Annotated in this window: 17 protein-coding genes; 9 read left to right on the plus strand and 8 right to left on the minus strand. The window is 65.4% G+C overall.

Annotated features, from left to right (window positions below; all coding sequences use genetic code 11):
• The first annotated feature begins 3 nt into the window (after positions 1-3).
• Positions 4-225, plus strand: a complete 222-nt coding sequence (locus C3Y92_RS18480; protein ID WP_129355091.1) for a hypothetical protein — start codon at positions 4-6, stop codon at positions 223-225.
• Positions 226-845: 620 nt separating this feature from the next.
• On the opposite strand, the gene C3Y92_RS18485 is transcribed toward C3Y92_RS18480, so the two are convergent.
• From C3Y92_RS18485 to C3Y92_RS18495, 3 genes are all read right to left on the minus strand, one after another.
• Positions 846-2357, minus strand: coding sequence for an SGNH/GDSL hydrolase family protein (locus tag C3Y92_RS18485; protein ID WP_165352143.1), 1512 nt, complete (start codon positions 2355-2357; stop codon positions 846-848).
• Between the two features lie 216 nt (positions 2358-2573).
• Positions 2574-3761: a 12,18-didecarboxysiroheme deacetylase gene (gene ahbC, locus C3Y92_RS18490; RefSeq protein ID WP_129355095.1), complete on the minus strand. Its 1188-nt coding sequence runs from the start codon at positions 3759-3761 to the stop codon at positions 2574-2576.
• 222 nt (positions 3762-3983) lie between these two features.
• The gene (locus C3Y92_RS18495; RefSeq protein WP_129355097.1) at positions 3984-6467 is read right to left on the minus strand and encodes a glycogen/starch/alpha-glucan phosphorylase; all 2484 of its coding nucleotides are present in this window, start codon (positions 6465-6467) and stop codon (positions 3984-3986) included.
• 140 nt (positions 6468-6607) lie between these two features.
• Here C3Y92_RS18495 and C3Y92_RS18500 point away from each other — a divergent pair, with 140 nt between their 5' ends.
• Together C3Y92_RS18500 and C3Y92_RS18505 are read left to right on the plus strand one after the other, a co-directional pair.
• On the plus strand, positions 6608-6805 hold the full coding sequence (locus C3Y92_RS18500; protein ID WP_129355099.1) for a hypothetical protein: 198 nt from the start codon (positions 6608-6610) through the stop codon (positions 6803-6805).
• A 93-nt stretch (positions 6806-6898) separates the two neighbouring features.
• Positions 6899-8140 (plus strand): DNA polymerase IV, encoded by a 1242-nt coding sequence (locus C3Y92_RS18505; protein WP_129355101.1) that lies wholly within the window; start codon positions 6899-6901, stop codon positions 8138-8140.
• A 135-nt stretch (positions 8141-8275) separates the two neighbouring features.
• Here C3Y92_RS18505 and C3Y92_RS18510 read toward each other — a convergent pair whose 3' ends face one another.
• A complete protein-coding gene (locus C3Y92_RS18510) occupies positions 8276-8728 on the minus strand; it encodes a Fur family transcriptional regulator (RefSeq protein ID WP_129355103.1) in 453 nt (150 codons plus the stop codon).
• A gap of 291 nt (positions 8729-9019) precedes the next feature.
• Positions 9020-9694 carry a DUF47 domain-containing protein gene (locus C3Y92_RS18515; RefSeq protein ID WP_129355105.1) on the minus strand — a complete coding sequence of 225 codons (675 nt, stop codon included), beginning with the start codon at positions 9692-9694 and terminating at the stop codon, positions 9020-9022.
• A gap of 399 nt (positions 9695-10093) precedes the next feature.
• Here C3Y92_RS18515 and C3Y92_RS18520 point away from each other — a divergent pair, with 399 nt between their 5' ends.
• Both C3Y92_RS18520 and C3Y92_RS18525 read left to right on the plus strand, forming a co-directional pair.
• A complete protein-coding gene (locus C3Y92_RS18520; protein ID WP_129355107.1) occupies positions 10094-11293 on the plus strand; it encodes an efflux RND transporter periplasmic adaptor subunit in 1200 nt (399 codons plus the stop codon).
• A 109-nt stretch (positions 11294-11402) separates the two neighbouring features.
• Positions 11403-14543 (plus strand): efflux RND transporter permease subunit, encoded by a 3141-nt coding sequence (locus C3Y92_RS18525; RefSeq protein ID WP_129355109.1) that lies wholly within the window; start codon positions 11403-11405, stop codon positions 14541-14543.
• A gap of 335 nt (positions 14544-14878) precedes the next feature.
• Here the strand turns inward: C3Y92_RS18525 and C3Y92_RS18530 are convergent, their stop codons facing one another.
• Entirely contained in the window at positions 14879-15244 is a 366-nt protein-coding gene (locus C3Y92_RS18530; RefSeq protein ID WP_129355111.1) for a response regulator, read from the minus strand.
• 27 nt (positions 15245-15271) lie between these two features.
• On the minus strand, positions 15272-17926 hold the full coding sequence (locus C3Y92_RS18535) for a methyl-accepting chemotaxis protein (protein ID WP_129355113.1): 2655 nt from the start codon (positions 17924-17926) through the stop codon (positions 15272-15274).
• A 161-nt stretch (positions 17927-18087) separates the two neighbouring features.
• Here C3Y92_RS18535 and C3Y92_RS18540 point away from each other — a divergent pair, with 161 nt between their 5' ends.
• A complete protein-coding gene (locus C3Y92_RS18540) occupies positions 18088-18933 on the plus strand; it encodes a hypothetical protein (protein WP_129355115.1) in 846 nt (281 codons plus the stop codon).
• A 12-nt stretch (positions 18934-18945) separates the two neighbouring features.
• Positions 18946-19449 carry a tRNA (N6-threonylcarbamoyladenosine(37)-N6)-methyltransferase TrmO gene (tsaA, locus tag C3Y92_RS18545; RefSeq protein WP_129355117.1) on the plus strand — a complete coding sequence of 168 codons (504 nt, stop codon included), beginning with the start codon at positions 18946-18948 and terminating at the stop codon, positions 19447-19449.
• Between the two features lie 184 nt (positions 19450-19633).
• Here the strand turns inward: tsaA and C3Y92_RS18550 are convergent, their stop codons facing one another.
• The gene (locus C3Y92_RS18550; RefSeq protein ID WP_012750003.1) at positions 19634-20050 is read right to left on the minus strand and encodes a hypothetical protein; all 417 of its coding nucleotides are present in this window, start codon (positions 20048-20050) and stop codon (positions 19634-19636) included.
• A gap of 239 nt (positions 20051-20289) precedes the next feature.
• On the opposite strand from C3Y92_RS18550, the gene C3Y92_RS18555 reads away from it, so the two are divergent.
• Positions 20290-20622, plus strand: a complete 333-nt coding sequence (locus tag C3Y92_RS18555; protein ID WP_129355119.1) for a hypothetical protein — start codon at positions 20290-20292, stop codon at positions 20620-20622.
• Positions 20619-22379 (plus strand): hypothetical protein, encoded by a 1761-nt coding sequence (locus tag C3Y92_RS18560; RefSeq protein ID WP_129355121.1) that lies wholly within the window; start codon positions 20619-20621, stop codon positions 22377-22379. Before C3Y92_RS18555 ends, C3Y92_RS18560 begins: the two co-directional genes overlap by 4 nt.
• The last annotated feature ends 37 nt before the right edge of the window (positions 22380-22416 follow it).

Raw genomic sequence — 22416 nt, forward strand, 5'->3', positions numbered from 1 at the left:
GAGATGAGCGCCACTGCCGCCACTGTCAAGAAAGCCAAAGAAATCGAGACCGTTGTCGCTGACATGAACCTCTCTGTCGAAGAGCGTCTGACCATCGCCGTGGAGGCTCTGGCCGACATCGTGGCCGAGAACGACCTGACCTGCATGCGGGCGCTTTTCCGTATGCGCCGCCGGGCCGAAGTCGCCCTGGCCCGCGTCGCCGCCGCCGACCATCCCCGCCACTAGGCGGCCTCTCGCCCTAGCCGGCAAACCGCCGGCCTTCCGCCCAGGAACCGCACCGTGCTGCAAACGCGACGGGCGTCCGCTCCCCAGGGAGACGGACGCCCGGCTGACGCGTCGCGTACGCGGCTTTCCTTAGTGCTTGAGGCTCATCTTGTAGACGAGGGCGCCAAGCAGGGCCAGAAACACCAGCGCGCCAAGAATGGCGCCGACATCCATCAGACTCATGTCCGACTCCTCGGGGGGTGTCCCCAAGTCGCCGACGGGCGGCTGCCGTCGTCCGCCGGGTTTACGTCCGGCGATCTCGTGCGGCGTCCGGGGCCCGGGCGGGCGGATGGCGGGTCCGGGTCTCGTCGACCAGGCGCTTGCCCCAGGGGCGGGCGTCCGGTCACAACGGAAACACGAGGGGCGTTGGTTGCGGGGGTTGTCCAAACCAGGGCCGCTTCGCCGCGTCCGCACCCCACGGTGGGCCGTTTCGCCAGGATACGGCCGGTGGGGGGGCGCTTTCCAACTCCGGGGTACGCCCGGCCCAGGCCGCTGGCAAGGGCCGTTCGGGAAAGAAATCACAAGCTGCCTGTCAAGTCCCTGCAAAAGTTGCCGATATATAATTATAAGAAAAAGAAAGTTCACTCCATGGGAAAAAGCACCGCTTCGCCACGATGAAACAATTGGGCGTTCTCACCGGTCAGACGCGCCACAACTCGCCAGCCGTCTCCTTCAGGCAGGGGCACCCGGTACCATTCGCCTTCCGCCGACCACACCCCATCGGCAAAGGTTTTGCGCAGGGCGAAAAGCTCCCGCCCTGTCCCGCCGGCATCCACGGCCCAGATGGCCACCACGTCGCCCGGACCTTCAATGCGCGGATAGACGCGCATCGTCCGCCCCCCGGAGGGCACGTGCAACACGGCTTCCCCAGGCGTTGCCGGATCAACGACGGTCAGGCTGCTCCAGCCTTCCCGATCCACTGGCCCCTCCTTGAGGTTGGCCGTGGAAACAAGGCGCGCCCCCCCCTCCGCCGTTTTCGGCCGTCCCGAACCGTCGGCCGGCCGCCACTCCAGGCAGGCCGGGAAGGCCATTTCCAGGGTGTTGTCGTCAGGCAGCGGACGGTCGCCGAGAACGCCTGCCACGGGCGGACGGGCCGACAAAGCGCGAAACACCTCCCGGGCCAGCAAAAAGTTGCCGTAGCGCGTCAAATGCAGGCCGTCGGCCCAGACCCGGCGAGTTGTGGCCGCGTCGGTCAGGGCGGCGGCAAAGACCGGCTGCACGTCGAGCAGCGCCACGCCGGGCCGGCCGGCTGCGGCGGCGACCGCCGCCACCGGCAACACCTCAGCCCCAAAGGCCAATAACCTCGCCTGCTCGCTCCTGTCCTGCCCAGCCCCGGGCAAGGCCGACTCCAAGCGCAACGGATCGGAAACAAGGAGCATGGCCGCTCTCTGCCGGCCGGCCAGATAGGCCGCCCTGGACAGATTGCCGGCCATGTCGGCCAGCCGCCACTTGGCTTCCAAGCCGTGCAGGCCTGGCATGGCGGCGGCTATCCGGCTGTCGTCGCCGGCCAGCCGCCGTCCCAGATCCCGGGCAGCGGCGGCCAGCCGCCCCAGACGGGCCCGTTCAAAAACGGTTTGCGGCACGGAACGCACGGCGTCGAGGTCGTTTAAGCCGTCCATGACCACGTAGACGTCGGGCGAAAACGCGGCCAGCTCGGCCACGCGAAGGGGCGTATGCAGGGAATGGTAGCCAAAAACCCCGGCGTTGAGGACTTCCACCCGCCGCTGGCCGCCCGTGACCAGGTCGAACATCGCTTGGAGCAGGGCGGGATAGCTGTAGGCGTCGATGGGGACGCCGGCCCCCAGGGTGGTCGAGCCGCCAAGACAGGCCACGCGCACGGTCCCGGCCGCCTTGGGGCCGATTTCGGGCCCGACGAGTCCGGCCGCGTTGTGCCGGAACCCGTACATGGACACGCTTTCCTTCAAACGAAAGCCCAGGTTCGGATCGAACCGGGCGGCAGGATCGTTGCGAAAGGCGTGGTGATCAAGCCAGGCGAACCGGGCTTCGGGATCGGGCCGCGACCATAACCATAACGCCGCAACCGCAGCCGTCGCCATGACCAGCGCCGTCGCCATTTTCAGCCGTTTGCCCACGTCCGCTCCCATTGCGCCTGTGCGCCAAGCAAAAGGGCCGAAAGACAGCTCTTCCGGCCCTTTGTTGTATCCTGTTCGCCGACGCCGCGCATGGCCCCGGCCTTCGCCGCGCTTGTGTCGCGTCCACGAAAAGCCCGGAGGGCATTTCGCAGGCAACAGACGAAACCCACGGATTTTACTTAAAAAATACCCTGGTATTTTTTAAGGGACGCGACACTAGCCGTCCTGGCGAATCTCGTCGTCGGTCAGGTAGCAGGCCGGATCGGGCGCCCAGACGTCGTCGTAGACGGCCTCGGCCCGGGCCCGGAAGTTGCCGCCGCAAATCGACAGGTAACGGCAGGCGGCGCAACGCCCTTTCACATATTTTTTCTTGTCCTTGAGCTTGGCCAGAAGCTCGATGTTCGGGTCGTCCCAGATCTCGGAGAACGGACGCTGCCGCACGTTGCCGAAAACATGGTGCCGCCAGAACTGGTCGGGATGGACCTTGCCGTCCCAGGAGATGCAGCCGATGCCCCGGCCGGAGTTGTTGCCTTCGTTAAACGACAGCAGTTCCATGACGTCGGCGGCGCGGGTCGGGTCTTCGCGCAGCAGGCGCTGGTAGACGTAGGGGCCGTCGGCGTGGTTGTCCACGGTCAGGACTTCCTTGGGCATTCCGGCGTCGTGTAGGGCCTTGGTGCGGTCCATGATGAGGTCCACCAGCGCCCGGGTGGCGGCGTGGTCCAGGTCCTCGGCGATGAGTTCCGAGCCCCGGCCGGAATAGACCAGATGGTAGAAACAGATGCGCGGCACTTCGCGTTCGCGCAAGAGGTCAAACAGCAGCGGCACCTCGGAGGCGTTGCGCTTGTTGATGGTGAAGCGCAGGCCGACCTTGAGGCCCTCGTTTTGGCAGTTCTCAATGCCCTCCAGGGCCTTTTTGAACGAGCCGGCCACGCCGCGGAACTTGTCGTGGACCTCTTCGCCGCCATCCAGGGAAATGCCGACGTAAGAAAGGCCCACGGACTTCAGTTCCCGGGCCTTGTCACGGGTAATGAGCGTGCCGTTGGTGGAAATAACGGCCCGCATCCCCTTGGACACGGCATGGGAGGCCAGTTCGGTCAGATCCTTGCGCACCAGCGGCTCGCCGCCGGAAAAAAGCATCACCGGCGCGCCGTAGGCGGCCAGATCGTCGATCATGGCCTTGGCCTCGACGGTGCCGATGTCGTCGGCGCCCTCGGGGTCCACGGCCTTGGCGTAGCAGTGCACGCACTTGAGGTTGCACCGGCGGGTCATGTTCCAGACCACGACGGGCTTTTTGTCCTTGGAAAATTGCAGCAGGTGCGACGGGAGCTTGCCGGAATGCCGTCCGTAGCGCAGGGCGTCGGAAGCCTCCACGCCGCCGCAGTAAAGCTTGGATATGCCGATCATGAAGAGTCCTTTGTTCGATGGGTGGGATGGGCCTATAATACATTTTGCCGGCCGGCGGTAGGGGCCGGCCGGGAGAAAAACCCGGCCGGCCCACGCCCAATGGACTGATGGGGAAAAGGCGTCACACCTCCCTTAAAACATGCCGACAGTCACGTTTTAAGGGAGGCATATCAAGACATTACCCATTGAGTCTGTTTCACCTAGGAAAAAAGGGAAAACGGCTCAGGCCCGGGGCGCGGCCCCCTTGGGGGGGAAGGGTTTGATGCCCCAGATATCGCGGGCGTACTCGCGGATGGTGCGGTCCGAAGAAAACGTGCCCATGCGGGCCACGTTGAGCACAGCCTTGCGCATCCAGACGTCGGGGTTGGCGTACTCCATGCCGATGCGCTCATGGGCGTCGAGATAGGTCATGAAATCGGCCAGATGCAGGTAGCGTTCGTTTCGCGACAAGAGCTTTTCGAACATCCAGTGGAACACGGCCGGCTCGTCCGGGGAAAAGCGCCCGGCCGACAGGGCGTCGAGGACCCGGCGGATTTCGGGGTGCTTGCGGTAGTATTCCCAGGGGTCGTAGCTGCCCGCGCCAAGCATCCGTTCCACCTCGGGGGTGGTGAGCCCGAAGAGGTAGAAATTCTCCGCGCCCACGGCCTCGCGGATTTCGATGTTGGCTCCGTCGAGGGTCCCCACGGTCAGCGCGCCGTTTAAGGAAAACTTCATGTTGCCCGTGCCCGAGGCCTCGGTGCCGGCGGTGGAAATCTGTTCGCTGACGTCGGCGGCCGGGATGAGCTTTTCGGCCAGGGACACCCGGTAGTCGGCGGCAAAAACCACCTTGATCCATTCGCTGGCCCGCTTGTCGGCGTTTATGACCTTGGACAGGCGGCAAATGAGGTGGATGATCTCCTTGGCCTCGAAATAGCCGGGCGCGGCCTTGCCGGCGAACACATAGACCCGCGGGGCCGGCGGCACGTAGCCGTCCTCGGTCACGCGCAGATAGTCGTGGATGACATGCATGGCGTTTAACAGCTGGCGCTTGTATTCGTGGATGCGCTTGGCCTGCATGTCGAAAACGGCGTCGGGCGAGACCACGATGCCGGTGGTTTTGGCGAAGAAGTCCGCGAGCTTGGCCTTGGCCGCGCGCTTGACCCCGGCGAAGCGCTCCCGAAACGACGGATCCTCGGCCAGGGGGGCGAGCTTTTGCAGCTGGTCGAGGTCGGTGATCCAGTCCTCGCCGATGGCTTCGCTGATAAGGCCGGACAGCCCGGGGTTGGCCTTGTACAACCAGCGTCTGGGGGTGATGCCGTTGGTCTTGTTGTTGAATTTGCCCGGCCACAGAGCGGCGTAGTCCGGGAAGAGCACTTTTTTGACCAGCTCGGAATGGAGCTTGGACACGCCGTTGACCGAGTGCGAACCGAGAACGGCCAGATGGGCCATGCGCACCTGCTTGCCGCCGTTTTCGTCAATAAGCGACATGCGCCGGATTTTCGCCTCGTCGGTGACGCCCGAGGCGCGCACGGTATCGAGGAAGCGGCGGTTTACCTCGTAGATGATCTGCAAATGGCGCGGCAGCACCTTTTCCATGAGCTCCACCGACCACATCTCCAGGGCTTCGGGCATCAGCGTATGGTTGGTGAAGGCCAGCGTGCGGGTGACGATGTTCCAGGCCCGCTCCCAGGGCACCCGGCGTTCGTCGACCAAAAGCCGCATGAGCTCGGCCACGGCCAGGGCCGGGTGGGTGTCGTTGAGCTGGATGGCGGTGAATTCCGGCAGTTCCTCGATGTTGCGGTTTTGCTTGAGGAAGCGGCGGGTGATGTCGCGGATGGAGCAAAAGACCAGGAAGAACTCCTGCACCAGGCGCAGCTCCTTGCCAAAGGAGATGGATTCGCTGGGATACAGCACTTTGGAAATGAGTTCGGAATAGACCTTCTGGTGGATGGCCTTGATGTAGTCGCCCTGGTCGAAAATCTGCATGTTGAAGTTGTCGGTGGATTTGGCGGCGAAAAGGCGCAGGTAATTGACGGTGCGGTCGCCGTAGCCCACGATGGGGATGTCGTAGGGCACGCCGACCAGATCCTGCCAGTCCACCCACAAGGGCAGATAGCCGCCGTCCGGGCCTTGATGGTCCTCCACCCGGCCATAAAGAGGCACGATGACGGCCTGGTCGCGGCGTTCCAGTTGCAAGGGCATGCCTTCGGCCATCCAGTAGTCCGGCCGCTCCACCTGGCGGTCGTTTTCGATGGACTGCTTAAAAAGCCCGTATTCGTAGTGGATGCCGTAGCCGCAGCCCGGCATGTCCAGGGTGGCCAGGGAGTCGAGGAAGCAGGCGGCCAGCCGGCCCAGGCCGCCGTTGCCCAGGGCCGGGTCGCGCTCGTGCTCGCGGATTTCCTCCAGGGAAAAGCCCCAGGACTGGAGCAAACCGGCCATCTCGCCCTGCAGGTTCATGTTGTAGATATTGTTGCCCAGGCATCGGCCGAGCAGATACTCGATGGAAAGGTAGTACATGCGCTTGGCCCGGGACTCGCGGTAGCGGTCGCGGGTTTCGAGCATCCGATCGACCAGCCGGTCGCGCAGGGTCAGGGCCATGGCCGTGGCCACGTCGCGGCAGCCGGCCTCCTGGCCGCGTTTTCCCAGCGAGTGGGCGACATGTTCGCGGATGGAGCAGGACAGATCGTCGGCGTCTAGGCCATGCACGGGGCAGGAAGCGACAGGCATGCGGTCCTCCTGGACGGGGCTTGAGTCGTAGCCGGGTCATAGCAGCAAAAAGGACGCCCTGTCCAACCAGACGCTAAACTCCGCCCGAACCGTGGCCGATAAGTGACGAGGAGCGGGAAATTTTCCCTCAAGGAGGCGACATGGACGCAGTGAGCGGCGGCAGCGCCAAACCCACGACTTCGGCCTTGGACCAGCAGACCATGGGCGCCCAGGTGGTGACCCAGACCCTGGACAAGCTCAACACCAACGCCAACGGCAAGCTTGACGCCGATTACGATTTCCAGACCAAGGTGCTCTCGGCCATGGGCAAGGGCGTGCACGTCAACACGTCCGCCTGAGGCGGGCGAAGCCTTTTTCCCCCAGGGGCGCGGCCCGGAACCTTTCCGGCCGCGCCTCTTGCTTTTCGGGCCGCCCCGTCGCACCCTCCCTCCATGGCCGCGATCCTCCATCTCGACATGGACGCCTTTTTCGCCTCCGTGGAACAGCACGACGAGCCTTCCCTCAAAGGCAAACCCGTCATTATCGGCCACCACCACCGGGGCGTGGTCTCGGCCGCCTCCTACGAGGCCCGGGTCTACGGCGTGCGCTCGGCCATGCCCGTGTCCGAAGCCAAACGCCGCTGTCCCCATGGCGTGTTCCTGCCCGGCAACCGCCGCCGCTACAGCGAGGTCTCCCGCGTCGTCATGGCCACCCTCGGCAGGTTTTCCCCCCTGGTCGAACCCGCCTCCATCGACGAGGCCTACGTCGACATCAGCGGCTGCGAGACGCTTTTCGGGCCGCCCGAAACCATGGCCCGGGCCATGAAGGCCGCCATCCGCGAGGCCACGGGCTTGCCCTGTTCCGTGGGCGTCGCGCCGGTCAAATTCATCGCCAAGATCGCCTCGGACTACGACAAGCCCGACGGGCTCACCATCGTCAGCCCGGAAACCGCCCTGGATTTCCTGGGGCCCCTGCCTGTGTCCAAGATTCCGGGCGTGGGCAAACGCGCCGAGGAGAGTCTCGCCCGCCTGGGCATCCGGGTGGTGGCCGACATCCGCCGCCACGAGCCGGAATTTTTGGCCCGCCACTGCGGCAAATGGGGCCTGGACCTCTACGACAAGGCCCACGCCCGGGGCAGCGCCGTGGTCTGCACCGACCGCGAAGCCAAATCCGTCAGCGCCGAGAACACCTTCGAAGCCGATACCGCCGACCGCGACATCCTGGCCGCCTGGCTCCTCAAACAGGCCGAACGCGTGGGCCGCGAACTGCGCCAGGAAGGCCTTCGCGGCCGCACCGTCACCATCAAGCTCAAGTTCAACACGTTTAAGCAGATCACCCGCAGCCGCACCCTGGCCGAACCCACCGCCTCGGACAGCGCCATCTTCGAAACCGCCCGGGCGCTGCTCGAGGCCGAACCCCTGCCGCACCCCCTGCGCCTCATCGGCGTCGGCGTCTCCCAGTTTGGCGAGCCGCCCCGCCAACTCGCCCTCCTCGAACCGCCGGGCAAAAAGCAAGCCCGCCACGACGCCCAAATAGACGCCGCCCTGGACCGCATCCGCGACAAGTTCGGCAAGGCCGCCATTATGCGGGGGAGACTGTTCGAATATGAGCGAAAAGGGGAGAGAAAAGAGGAAGATGCCTCCGGCGGCCGGGGGCCTGAGGCCCCCGGCCCCCCCATCGGGAGAAAGGTTTAAAGGGGGGGCTACGAGGAGTTGGTTCTCTGGCCGTCGGGGAGCCCGAAGGGCTGTCTATGGGGCTGAGGGGCCAGCGTCGTTCGGGGGGCCGGGGCCTGAGGCCCCCGGACCCCCCAATGGGGGGAAGGGGCGGGGCTAGTCCGCCGCGTCGCGCGCCCGGCAGGCCGGGCACAGGCCGAAGAAATCCAGGCGATGGGAAGTGATGGCGTAGCCCGTGGCCTCGGCCAGGGCCTGGGCCATGGCCTCCACGTCCGGCAGGTCGGGGTCGGTCACCGCGCCGCAGCCCTGGCAGATCAGATGCGGATGGGGCTTGGGCCGGGCCGCGTCGTAGCGGTTGTCCTGGTTGCTGAACTGCAACTCCAGCACCTCGCCGCAGGCCTTGAGCGCCGTGAGCGTCTTGTAGACCGTGGCCAGGCTCAGGTCAGGGATGGCCGGGAGCAGCCGGCGATGCACGGCCTCGGCCGTGGGATGGTCCGGGCTGTCGGCCATGGCCGCCAGAATGGCCTCGCGCTGGGGCGTGACCCGGTAGCCGCAGGCGTGCAGGCGGGCGATGATGGCTTGGAGACGTTCCGAGCGCGGCGGTTTCATGGCCCTTGCTCCCTGCCGGATGTCGCGCGCCGCCCGGGAGGGACGGCGGCAGTTTTTTTATCAGGCAATTTTACGTCCCCGGCAAGGCCCGGCCGGGGCGTGTATGGCGGCATCCAGCCGTTTGCGGGAACAGCAGCCCGCACACCTGTGAAACGACGGCCGTTCCGGGCCGCTCCTGAGCAAGGACGCTAGTGTCGCGTCCGCGAAAAGCGCATATGGTGTTTTGTGGTCAACGAGCTAAAACCATTTATTTTTCTAAAAAATACTATCGTATTTTTTAGAGACGCGACACTAGCGGGCCAGCATGGCCCGCAGGATGTCGGCGCAACCCTCGGCGCTGTGGCTGGCCCGAAACACGTACTCCACGAACCGGATGATCTGGTAGACCCGGGCGAATTCCAGCTCCGAGGCGTAGGCGGCGGCAATGAGCGAGCGTTTGGAGCGCACCACCTTGAGGTGCTGCAGCCGGATTTCGTGCATCCGTCCCTTGACCTCGCCCCGGTCGCTGCGCCCGGCCAGCACATGGTCCACGGTTTCGGACAAGGCCGGTTCCAAAAGCTCCACCGTGCGCCGGGCCTGGGCCACGCATTCGATCATGGCCTCGGCCAGGTCGCGCGGCATGGCGAATTCGCCAAGTCCCAGCCAGACCACGGCTTCCTGCACGGCGTCGAGGATATTGTCCTGGCTGCGCGTGTAGTTGAGAAACAGCGTCTTGTCGATGACCATGAGAAAGCCGGCCGGCAGGTGATTGCGGATGCGCCGCTTGATCTTGTCGGCCTCGGCTTCGAGGATGTCGATCTCGCCGGCCAGCACCTTAAATCCCGCGTCCTGTCCGGCGGCCAGGCTGCGCCCCAGAGCCTCGCCCAAAAGGGCCATGCCCCGGGCGATGGGCACGTAGTGGTCGAGCAGCCCCGGGAGGTAATCCTGGCGGCGAGGGCCGAGAAATCGCAGGGAAGGGCAAAGCATCGCGGTCTCCTTGGCGTGGGACGCCCGGTCGGGCGCACGAGGCCAAGGGATGCGGCAAAGGGGACGCCCTGTCAACAGTCCGGCCGCTTTCGACGACTCGGGCCGGACGGTGAGCCGGAAACACAGAAGGAAACAATCGACGACTGGATTGTCCAGATGTCGGTACGGCCAGCCACCGTCGGCTCGCATCAGACGGATGCGATTTGCCGAACATGAAAAAGCAACAATTACATTTTGTATATTATTGTATATTATCGTTGTCACGGCAACAGCCGCCATCCTGCCCCAACCGTTGCCGACTCGCAAAGATTTCTCGCCTTTTTTGGAGATTATGATTGCGCCAACGTGCCAGCTTTTTTATAAAACAGACATCGTATGCCACCGCCAAGGAGAACTGCCATGCGCCGACTGTTGCTGCGCCCCCTGCCGACCTGTCTGTCTCTGCTGCTGCTTGCCGCCCTGGCCTGCCTGTCCGGTTGCGGCGACCAGGACGCGGCCAAGAAACAGGCAGACGCCAAACCGGCCGAACCGCCGGCAGTGTTGGTGCAGGCCAAAAAGCCCGTGGTGGCCGATGTGCCGGTCTACGGCGAATATGTGGGACGGGTGGCGGCCAAGGAAAACATCGAAGTCCGCGCCCGGGTGGAGGGCTATCTCAAGGAGCGCAACTTCACCGAAGGCGCGCTGGTCAAAAAGGGCGATCTGCTTTTCGTCATCGAACCGCGCCAGTATCAGGAAAACCTGCAGAAAGCCCGGGCCGAGCTGGATCGCCAGAACGCGCTTTTGGCCAAGGCCAAAGTCGATCTCGGCCGTTTCGAGCAGCTCTATAAACAGCGCGCCGTCAGCCGCGACGAATACGACACCCGGCTGACCAACGAACGTGAGCTGGCCGCCAACACCGACAGCGCCAAAACCGCCGTGGAAACTGCTGAGCGCGACCTCGGCTACACCCGGGTCACCGCTCCCATCGCCGGGCGCATCGGCAAGTCCCTGGTCAACGTGGGCAACCTCGTCGGCAAGGGCGACAACACGCTTTTGGCCGAAATCTCCTCCACCGACCCCATGTACGTCGATTTCTCCATCAGCGAACGCGACTATCTCGAATTCACCAAGGCCCTCATGGCCGGCGGCGACAAGCCCCGGGAATATCCCCTCACGCTCATCCTGGCCGACGACTCCATTTATCCCCTCACCGGCGACGCCGACATGGCCGACCGGGCCCTGGACGCCAAAACCGGCACCCTGGCCGTGCGCGGCGTCTTCAAAAACCCCCAAGGCGTGCTCAAGCCCGGCCAGTTCGCCAAGGTCCGGGCTTTGCTGGAGCACCGCAAGGGCGCGCTGCTCGTGCCCCAACGGGCCATCATCGACGTCCAGGGCAGCAAGTCCGTCTACGTCGTGGCCGGCAACGGCAAGATCGAGGCCAAGGCCGTGACACTGGGCGGCTCCAAGGACGGCAACTTCGTCATCGACTCGGGGCTGGCCCCCACGGACATGGTCGTCGTGGAAGGCGTTTCCAAGATTCGGCCCGGCGTGCCGGCCAAGATCGTCGAGGCCGAGGCCCCGGCCGCCGCGCCGGCTGCCGCGCCGGCAGCCAAGCCCTAGTGTCGCGTCCACGAAAAGCGCCCACGGCGTTTCGCGGGCAACAGACCACAACCATGATGTTTTCTTAAAAAAGACTCTTTTTTAAGGGACGCAACACCAGGACGCCGCCATGGTCAATTTCTTCATCGACAGGCCGGTCTTTTCCGCCGTCATCTCCATCGTCATCACCCTGGTCGGGGCCATCTGCATCCTCACCCTGCCCATCGCCCAGTATCCCCAGATCGTCCCGCCCACAGTCCAGGTCAGCGCCACCTACGACGGCGCCAGCGCCCAGGTCGTGGAAGAATCCGTGGCCACGCCCATCGAGCAGGAGGTCAACGGCGCCCAGGACATGCTCTACATGAACTCCGTCAGCTCCAACGACGGACGCATGGTCCTAAACGTCACCTTCGACATCTCCCGCGACCTCGATCTGGCCACCGTGGACGTCCAAAACCGCGTCGCCCTGGCCAACTCCCGACTGCCCGCCGAAGTCGTCAGCCGGGGCATCTCGGTCAAAAAACAGTCTCCGGACATGCTGCTGGTGATTAACTTAAGCTCCCCCGACGGCAGCCGCGACACGCTTTTTCTCAACAACTACGCCAAGATTAACATCACCGACGCCCTGGCCCGGGTGCCCGGCGTCGGCAACGTGACCGTTTTCGGCGAGCGCGACTACGGCATGCGCGTGTGGCTCGACCCGGACAAGCTCGCCCGCCTGGGCCTGACTTCCTCCGACGTGGCCCAGGCCATCCGCGAACAGAACGTCCAGGCCCCGGCCGGCCAGATCGGCCTGCCGCCCGCCCCCCCGGGCCAGGAATTCCAGCTGTCCGTCCAGGTCAAGGGCCGGCTGGCCGACCCCGAGGAGTTCGCCGACATCATTGTGCGCACCGGCAAGGGGGCAGAGATGGTGCGTGTGCGCGACGTGGGCCGGGTGGAGCTGGGCAGCCAGAGCTACAGCGCGTTCACGCGCCTGAACGGCAACCCCACCTGCACCATCCAGGTCTACCAGCTGCCCGGGGCCAACGCCCTGGACGTGGTGGAGAAAATCCGGGCCATCATGGCCGAGCAGGCCGGCTATTTCCCGCCCGGCGTCAGCTACACCATCCCCTACGACACCACCAAGTTCGTCACCGCCTCCATCCACGAAGTCATCAAAACCCTGTTCGAGGCCGTGCTGCTCGTGCTCATCGTGGTCTACGTGTTCCTGCAAAACGGCCGGGCCACGCTCATTCCCATGCTCACCGTGCCCGTCTCCCTGGTCGGGGCCTTTGCCTTCATGCAGGTCTTCGGCTTCTCCATCAACACCCTGACCCTGTTCGGTCTGGTGCTGGCCATCGGCATCGTCGTGGACGACGCCATCGTCGTGGTCGAGGCCGTGCAGCACAAGATCGACCACGAAAAACTGCCGCCCAAGGAAGCCACCAAGGCGGCCATGGCCGAAGTGGCCGGCCCGGTCATCGCCATCTCGCTTGTGCTCATCTCCGTGTTCGTGCCTGTCGCCTTCATGGGCGGCGTCACCGGCCGGCTCTACCAGCAGTTCGCCCTGACCCTGGCCGTGTCCGTGGCCTTGTCCGCCATCTGCGCGCTGACCCTCTCCCCGGCCCTGTGCGCGCTCATCCTGCGCCCGGCCGGCGAAGGCAAGGGTCCGCTTGGCGCGTTCTTCCGGGGTTTTAACCGCGTCTTCGACGCCTGCACCCGCGGCTACGCCGCCGGCGTGCGCGTGGCCATCCGGCGGATGCTCGTCACCATTGTCTGCCTCATCGCCGTGGGCGCCGGCGCCTGGCATCTGCTCGTCACCCTGCCCACGGGCTTTGTGCCCGACGAGGACCAGGGCTACTTCATCGTCAACACCATGCTGCCCGAGGGCGCGTCGCTGGAGCGCAACGACGCCGTGGTCAAGCAGCTGGAACAGACCCTGTCCGCCGACCCGGCCGTGGCCGACGTGCTGGCCCTTGGCGGCTTCAATCTGCTTACCAGCACCTACAGCTCCTACAGCTCGGTCCTGTTCGTCATCTTGAAGCCCTGGGAAGACCGCGCCACGCCGCAGCTCTCCCTGGACGCGGTCATGGACCGCACCCGCAAACAGTTCGCCGGGGTCCAGGAAGCCATCGTCATGGCCTTCAATCCCTCGCCCATCCCCGGCCTTGGCTCCACCGGCGGCTTCCAGTTCGAACTGCAGGACCGCACCGGCGGCCCGGTGGCCGAACTGGCCGCCACGGCCTACGACTTCCTGGCCGAAGCCCGAAACATGCCCGCCGTCACCGGCCTGTTCACCGACTTCAGCGTCGATGTGCCCCAGCTCTTCTACAACCTCGACCGCGACAAGGTGCAAACCCTGGGCATCCCGCCCAAGACCGTGTTCGAGGCGCTCCAGACCTACCTGGGCGGCCTCTACGTCAACGACTTCAACAAATTCGGCCGCACCTACCGGGTCATGCTCCAGGCCGAGCCGCGCTTCCGCACCAGCCCCGCCGACATCGAACGCTTCTACGTGCGCTCCTCGGCGGACGAGATGGTTCCCTTGAGCACCCTGGGCGTAACCAAGGACATCCGAGGGCCGGAATACATCCGCCGCTTCAACCTCTTCCGCACCGTGGAAATCTCCGGCGGCACCCCCGAAGGCTTCTCCTCCGGCCAATCGCTCAAATCCATGGCCGCTCTCGCCCGCGACAAGCTGCCCCAGGGCTTCGGCTACGCCTGGACCGGCATCGCCTACCAGGAAGCCTCCTCCGGCGGCCAATCCGTCTTCATCTTCGGCCTGGCCCTGCTCATGGTCTTCCTGGTGCTGGCCGCCCAGTACGAATCCTGGGCCGTGCCATTCGCCGTCATCCTGGCCGTGCCCATGGCCGTGCTTGGGGCCATGGGCGCGCAAATGCTGCGCGGCCTGGAAAACAACGTCTACGCCCAGATCGGCCTGGTCATGCTCATCGGCCTGGCCGCCAAAAACGCCATCCTCATCGTCGAATTCGCCAAGGCCCGCCACGAAGCCGGCGACAGCCCGGCCGAAGCCGCCGTCTCGGCCTCCATCCTGCGCTTCCGGCCCATCCTCATGACCTCGTTCGCCTTCATCCTCGGCGTCGTGCCCATGCTCGTGGCCAAAGGAGCCGGCGCGGCCAGCCGCCACGCCCTGGGCACCGCCGTCTTCGGTGGCATGATCGCCGCCACCGTGCTTGGCGTGTATTTCGTGCCGGCGCTCTACTGCGGCATCCAGCGGCTGGTGTCGCGGGGCGGGGCGGAAGGCAAAGGCACTGAAATAAAAGTGGATTAAAAGGAAAGATGCCTCCGGCGGCCGGGGGGCTCAGCCCCCCGGACCCCCGATATGGGGAAGGGCAGGACGGGCGCGGCAGACGTCGTCAGGCGCGGCCCGAGAGAAGACGGGGGCTGGGATTTGGGGTGTTCTTCCAGGCGGAAGCCGCCCGGAAGAACACCCCAAATCCCAGCCCCCAACTCGCCAGCGCTCTTTTCCCCTGCTTCACCCCCGCCCGCCGACACTACCCCAGCCCTTGCCATAACCCCGATGGAGGGTCCGGGGGCCTCAGGCCCCCGGCGGGTGCGGGCAGAGCCCGCTCTTCGTCTTGCTCTTCCTCTTCCTCTCCCACTCACTTACTTAAATATCTGCCCCAAAGTCTCCAGAACGGCGGCGGCGGCCAGGGGTTTGGGCAGGGTGAATTTCGCGCCGTAGCTTTTGGCCCAGCCCAGGGTTTCGGTGTCGGTGAAGGTGCTGCCGGCGCTGATGGCGATGATGGGCAGGCTTGGGGCCAGTTCGAGGAGTTCCTTGATGGTGGCCAGCCCTTCCTTGCCGGGCATGAAGATATCGACGAAGGCGGCCTGGGCCGGGGTCTCACGGAAGGCGGCTATGGCGGCGTCGCCGTCGGCGGCTTCGGCCACCTGGTGGCCGGCTTTTTCCAGGATGCCGCGCAGCATGGTGCGGGTGATGGCGGCGTCGTCGACGATGAGGATTCGGGCCACGGGCGATGCTCCTTGGGCGTTTGAGGGTCAGGACGGCAGGCGGCGCGGCTGGTCTTCGGCCTCGGCCTCGCCGCTGGTCTGCATGTGTTCGATGAGTGCGCCGAGTTCCCGGGTTTCGTCGTTGAGGCCGCGCACGGCGTCCACCGAGGCGTCCATGCCGGCGCGGATGTCTTCGGCGATGCGGCTGACTTCCTCGGTGGCCCGGCTGATCTCGGCGGCCGTGGCCGATTGCTGTTCGGCGGCCGTGGCGATGGCCCGGACCTGATCGGCGGTGCTGTCGACCATGCCGACAATGGCGGCCAGGGCTTCGCCGGCGGCTTCGGCCAGGTCGGTGCTGCGCGACACGGCTTCGGCGGCCCGGACGGTTTCCTGGTTGCCGCGCCTGGCGGCCTGCTGCACGGCGGTGATGGCCTGGCCGACCTCGCGGGTGGCGGTCATGGTTTTTTCGGCCAGTTTGCGCACCTCGTCGGCCACCACGGCAAAGCCGCGCCCAGCGTCGCCGGCCCGGGCGGCCTCGATGGCGGCGTTGAGCGCCAGCAAGTTGGTCTGGTCGGCGATGTCGGAGATGACCTCCAGCACACGGCCGATATTTTCGGCGGTCTTGTCGAGTTCGGCCATGTCGCCGCGAAGCGTCTCGGCCATGGCCCTCACGTCCTCAATGGCGGCCACGACCTGGCGCACCATGTCCGAGCCTTGGCGGGCCTTCTCCTTGGCCTCGTCGGCGCTGCCGGCGGCCAGGCCGGCGTTTTGGGCCACTTCCAGCACCGAGGCGTTCATTTCCTCCATGGCCGTGGCGGTTTCAATGCTGCGTTGGCGCTGGTAGGACACGCCTTCATTGGTGCGGTCGATGCGTTCGGCCAGGTCCCGGGCGTTGTCGGCCACCTTGGCCGAGATGCCTTCGGCGGTGTTGGCGGCGGCGGCGATGAGCCGGTTTTGTTCGGCCAGGGCTTCCTGCTGCATTTTGACCTTGGTGAGCGTGGCCAGCATGGCGAAAACGCCGAGTATGCGGCCGGCGCCGTCGTTTATGGGCGCGGCGTCGATTTTGATGAAGAAACGCTCGCCCCAGGCGTAACGGCCGTCGTATTCGACGTTGGTCATGATTTCCCGGCGGCTCATGACGTCGCCAAGGACCTGGGAGACGATGACGTGGCTGGCGAACACGTCGTTCATGTGTCGGCCGACGTAGGCCTCGGGTTCTTTTTTCTCGCCCAGGAAGTGGGCCAGCCAGCGGTTGACCAGGGTGATCTTGCCGTCCGGGGCGGCCACCACGCAGGGCAGGGTTACGGAGTTGAGGATGCCCTTGGCGAATTCCAATTCGGTCTTGAGGTGGTCCACCATGGCGCTGATGGAAGCGGCCAGGCTGGCCATTTCGGCGGTCAGCCCCGAGGCGGGCTCGGCGGCCAAGTCGCCGCCGGCCACCTTGTCGGCGTAGGAGACAATGGCTGAGATCGGCCGGTTGAGCAGCCGGCGCACCGTAAGCAGACACAGGGCGGCCATGCCGATAAGGAAGACAATGGAGAAGATGACCAGCTTGACGACGATGGCCCGCACGGCCTGGTCGAGCTGGGCGGCTTGCGTGGCCACTTCGCGGTCGATGCCGTCCACGTAGTCGCCCATGCCCACGATCCAGTTCCAGGGTTTGAACAGCTTGACGTAGCTGAGTTTGGGGTAGGATTCGCTGGTTTCGCCGCCGCTGGCCTGGGGTTTGGGCCAGGCGTAGCTGACGAAGCCTTCGCCGGTGGCGGCCACGGCGTCGGCCATGCCCGTGGCGATGTTGGTCTTGCCGCCGGGATAGGGGACTGCGGCGGCCTGGGCGCCCGGGTTCATGGACGTGGCCCGGTCGAACTGGGCCGAATCCAGGACCTTGCCGTCGAAATCCGGGCGGATGGGGTGCATGACCACGCGCGGGATGGGCCGGGTGTTGTCGTAGATGAAGAAATAGTTGCCGTCTGGCAGGCGCATCTTGGACAGCTGGGCCTTGGCTTCGGCCTGCAGCCGGGCCGTCTCGTCCTCCACCCAGGCCCCGGAACCGAAGATCCAGCCCAGTTCGGGCACAAGGCGCACGTAGGAAACCTTGAGCTTGGGATCGTTTTTGGCCCCGGGCTTGTCCCACAGGTAGGCCACCATGCCCTGGCCCTTGTCCTTGGCCGCCTTGACCATTTCCTGGAAAAGGGCCGTGCCCTTGGGATCGCGGTAGCCCGAGATGTCCTGGCCTTCCAGGGCCGGCTGGGTCGGGTGCATGACCATGCGGGGGGACAGGTCGTTGATCCAGATGTAGTTGTCGCCGTCGAAGCGGGCCTGGCGGACCATGGCCTTGATCTGCGCTTCGATTTCCTCGCGGGGCATGTTGTCTTTATGGGCGTCGTAATAGGCCTTGGCCTGGCCCGCGACCGCGTCCACCACGGCTTTTAAATGATCATGGGCGCGTTTTTTCAGCGCCGCGTCATCCTGGGAAACGTCGTAGAAGTATTTGATGACGTCATAAGCCTGGCCTACGGCCTGACGTTGACGCTCCTTGGCCTCGGCCATGAGTCGGGTTCGCAGCTCAAGGCCGCTTTCCTCGCGGTATTGGCCGAGCTCGTAGAGAAAATACAGCATGGTGAAGCCCGACAGGGCCGTCAGCATGGCAATGAAGACAATGGCGATCTTGAGGCTGATGGACCAGTCGCGCGGTGCTTTCATGAACCTCTCCAGGGCGTTTGTCTGGCGGCGTCGGACGGCGCATAAAGGAGAAACGACGCTTGACCGTATATGACGCAACCCACGCCCCATGGCAAGTGCCCGACGGAAAAGAGGCTTCCCTTTCAGGGGGGCATGGTGCATAAGCCTGCCAGGAATACCCCATGAGCACGTTTTACGAACTCGCCACCGATCTCTTCGACCCCCTGCACTCCTTTTGGGAGCACCCCAAAACCCGTCGGGTCGTGGCCGTGAGCCAAGTCGTGGCCTTTCTCATCGGCCTGATCGGCATCGAACTCAACATCCGGGGACTGCTGCCGCCGTTTCTGGCCCGCATGACCCCCATGTCCCATTTCTACGCCATCAGCCTGGCTTTCACCCTGGTGCTGATCCAGGAAGTCGTGGACCTCATCTTCGTCCTGCCCTGTTCGGTGACCAAGTCGCTGGGCAAGCAGTTCGAGGTCTTGTGCCTGATTTTATTGCGCGACGCCTTCAAGGAACTCGTCCATCTGCACGAACCCATCGTCCTCCTTGAAGCCGTGGACGTGTTGTTGCCCATGCTGGCCGACGGGGCCGGCGCGCTGATCGTGTTCATGGGCCTTGGCCTGTACTACCGCCGCTACCGCAAACGCGCCCAGGGCAAGAAAGGCCCGTGGCTCTATCCCTTCGTGGCCACGAAGAAGTTCCTGGCCTTCTGCCTGCTGCTGGCGTTCCTCGCCTACGGGGCCTGGATCGGCTGGCAGGCCATGACCACCGGCCATGTCCATCCGTTTTTTTCGGTGTTTTATACCGTGCTCATCTTCAGCGACATCTTCATCGTGCTGTTGTCCCACACCTATCAGCCGGCCTTCCATTCGATCTTCCGCAATTCCGGCTTCGCCCTGGCCACCCTGCTTATCCGCTTCGCCCTGGCCGCGCCGGCCTACTACGCCCCGGCCATCGGCATCGCGGCCATGGCCATGGCTTACGGCGTATCCCGGGCCAGCGAAGCCTTCGAGGCCGACACGTAACAGGAGATCGCCATGCCCCCGGAAACATCCATCGCCCTGCGTCCCATCGGCGTGATCCGCACACCCTACGCCGCCCTCGAAGGGATGCCCATCCAGCCCGGCGGCGCCAGGGAAAGCCTGGGCCGGGTGGAGCTTGACCCCGAACTGGCTCCGGCCCTGGCCGACGTGGACGGCTTTTCCCACGTCTACCTCATTTACTGCTTCCACGAGTCCTCGGGCTACAAGACCACGGTGACGCCCTATCTCGACGACACGCCGCGCGGGCTTTTCGCCACCCGCGCCCCCAAACGGCCCAACCCTATCGGGTTGTCCGTGGTGGAGGTGGTGTCGGTTGCGGGCAACGTGCTGACCGTTCGCGGCGCGGACATGCTCGACGGCACGCCGCTTCTCGACATCAAGCCCTATGCCCCGGCCTTCGACGCCCCGGCCGGCCCGGTGCGAAGCGGCTGGCTGGAAGGACGCGGCCAGACCGTGGGGCAGACGCGCTCCGACGACCGGTTCGTCGGCCCGGACTGATCCCCGGACGCTCTCTTCACCAATGAAAACGGCCGCATCCTTGCCTGGATGCGGCCGTTTTTTCAGCGTTGGCCTATAAAAGGCCCGGGGGAACCCCGTAAGCCTGCGGCGCAGGCCGGTGGGAAGGCCATGAGGCCGCATCCGGAACAGTCGGCGCGGCCCCATGCCTTCGGGCGGCCCGTCGCTACTTGGCGACGTCGGCCTTGAGCTGCTTGATCATCTCGGAAACCTTGGCCAGGGACGCCTTGTTGGCGTCGCCCTCGAGGGTGACGGCCAGGGCGTCGGCCGTGGCGGCCAGCTCGGCCAGACGCGCCGCCGCCATTTCCTTGCGCAGCTTGCCCGGCAGGGCGTCAAAGGCCGCGATCTTGGCGTCCATGGCCGCCACCTTGGCCGGCACGTCGGCCACGGACTGGGTCACCACGGACAGTTTGGCGTCCAGGGCGACATACACGCCCAGGGCCAACACAATGGCCAAAATCCCGATGGCCAGGCCGGCCCGGGCCGAATTGGCCGTTTCCTTCGCCTCAACGGCCGGATTGCCGACCTTGCTCTCGACGTCATCGCCATACATCGCCCGGACTTTCTTCTCCATGCCAAGCATAGTGGTCTCCTCCGAGGCAAAAATTTAGAATTCAAGGAAAGCTAGTCGAAAGCCGTTGGAGTCACAACGGGAAATGCGGTCTTTTCGACACGTGCTTGTGAATTTTCTTTCAATCTCCCAGCGGACCAGTCGGAAAACGCCGCATGTTTTGACGAAAACTGGCTGGTTCGCGGCCGGTTTCCATGGACTTGTGGGTCTTGAGGGCGGCGGGAACAGCCGCCGCGAAAGGAGACCCGAACATGATCCTGCGCTGCCGCTTGTGCCACGCCCCCATTGCCGCCTGCGACCCCGCCCGCCTGATCCCGCCGCTGACCAGCGCCGTGTTCGAGCCTCTGGAGCCGGGGTTCCCGCCGCCCTTCCCCCCGGACGTCCCCTGGGAGGCGGCGCGCTGCCCCCAGTGTCGCCACCATCCCCAGGGGTACGCCCCGGACGGGGCCAAGAGCCTCGAAACCGACCAGGGAACCTGGCCGCTTCCCGCACCGGAGCAGCCCGAAACCGGCTGCCCCGACCCGAAACCCGCCAGCCCCGGCCCGATCCCCAAACGCGACAAGCCCAACCGGAGAAGTCGATGACCGACACTGTCAACCAGCTCCTGCCCCCGGCCGCCGAGCCCCAGCGCGTGGGCCGTCGCGTCTTCGAGCTTCTCGAAACCGTGGTGCGCGACAAGGCCCGCCTGGGCCTGGCCGAGGCCTGGACCCGCAACTACCGCCTGGGCCAGGGTCGCTGTTGGCAGGGGCCGGCCCAGCCCGGCCTGCCGCGCCTGGGAGCCAATCTCCTGCACCTGCACCGCCAGCGCACCGTCAACCTGCTCACCGACAACCACCCGACCTTCAACGTCAGCCGGGTCAGCCCGGTGGGCGACGAGGACGTCTACCGCGTCCTGGAGCGCGCCGCCGCCTGGTGGTGGAACGAACAGGAACAGCAGGCCGTGTTCGAACGCTCGGTCATAAACGGCGAGACCTACGGCCTGGCCGTGGAAAAAGTCGTCTTCGACCCGGAACTGGAATACGGCCTGGGCGAAGTGCGCACCATAAACGTCGATCCCTTTGCCTTCGGCGTCTATCCCACCAACTGCCTGGACCTCCAGGAAGCCGAGGCCGTGCTGCACTTCGCGCCCATGAGCCTGCGCCAGGCGGCCCGGCGCTGGCCCGAGGCGGCGGGCCAACTCAAAAGCGACGCCGCGACCTTGGCCGACCTCGGCGACGGCCGGCGCGAAGTGCTCCTGGGCGACGGCCGGCGGCAAGGGCTTTTCACCCGCTTCGGCGAGGTGCTGCGCCAGCTGGCCGGCGCCGGCGGCGGCGACGCCCTGGGCCAGGACACGGTGCTCGTGTGCGAATGCTGGACGCGCGACTACACCATGACCGACGACGGGCCGCTGTATCCCGGCTTTATCCGCTGCGTCGTCGTGGCCGGCCCAGGAACGCTGGTCCTGTCCGACCAGCCCAATCCGTCCGTCAACCCCGCCCTGCCCCTGGACCAGGCCATGGCCAGCTATCTCTATGACCGCTACCCCTTTGCCCTGGCTAATTCGCTGACCGACCCCACCACCATCTGGGGAGCCTCGGACTTCGAGCAGCTGGCCGAGCTGCAGCTCGAAATCAACAAATGCCTGTCCCAGCTCACGTATCACAAGGACCGCTGCGCCCGGCCCAAGATCATCAACCCCCGCGACTCGGGCGTGGACAACGCCGCCTTCACCAACCGCCTGGGCATCGTCAACCCGACCTCCATGGCCGCCGCCCAGGGCATCCGCTACCTGGACTTCGCCAACAACACCCGGGACATCGAAAGCGTCCTGGCCATCTATCGGGAACTGTTCAGCCAGATCTCGGGCATCGGCGAGCTGGAGCGGGCCGCCTCCCCGGACCATCCCGTGGTCGCCTACAAGGCCATCGCCGCGCTCATCGAACAGGCCTCCACCCTGCTGCGCGGCAAGATCCGCAACTACTCGCGCCTGGTGCGCGAACGCGGCCGGATGTTTTTAAGCCACATGCAAAACTGGTACGCCCAGGAACGCTGGATCAGCTTCGCCGAAAACGGGGCCATCGCCATAGCCCCTCTCAGGGGCGAGGCCTGCCGCGTGCCGGCCCGGCTCACCGTTGTCGCCGGCTCCACCATGCCCGTCTCCCGGGTCCAACGCCGCGAGGAAGCCCTGGCCCTCTACGACATGGAGGCCATCGACCGCCGCGATCTCCTCGAAAAACTCGACTGGGACGACCGAGCCGCCGTGCTGGCGAGGTTGGAGGATCGAGGGGGCGCTGCCCCCTCGAGCTCCCCCGCCGGGGGGGATAATCCCCCCCGGCCCCCCTTGGCCGGGGAAAAGGGGTGATGGGGGCCATGAGACGGGGCACGTCGGTGTCTGGACA

The organism is Solidesulfovibrio carbinolicus (assembly GCF_004135975.1).
GTDB classification, from domain to species: Bacteria; Desulfobacterota; Desulfovibrionia; order Desulfovibrionales; family Desulfovibrionaceae; genus Solidesulfovibrio; species Solidesulfovibrio carbinolicus.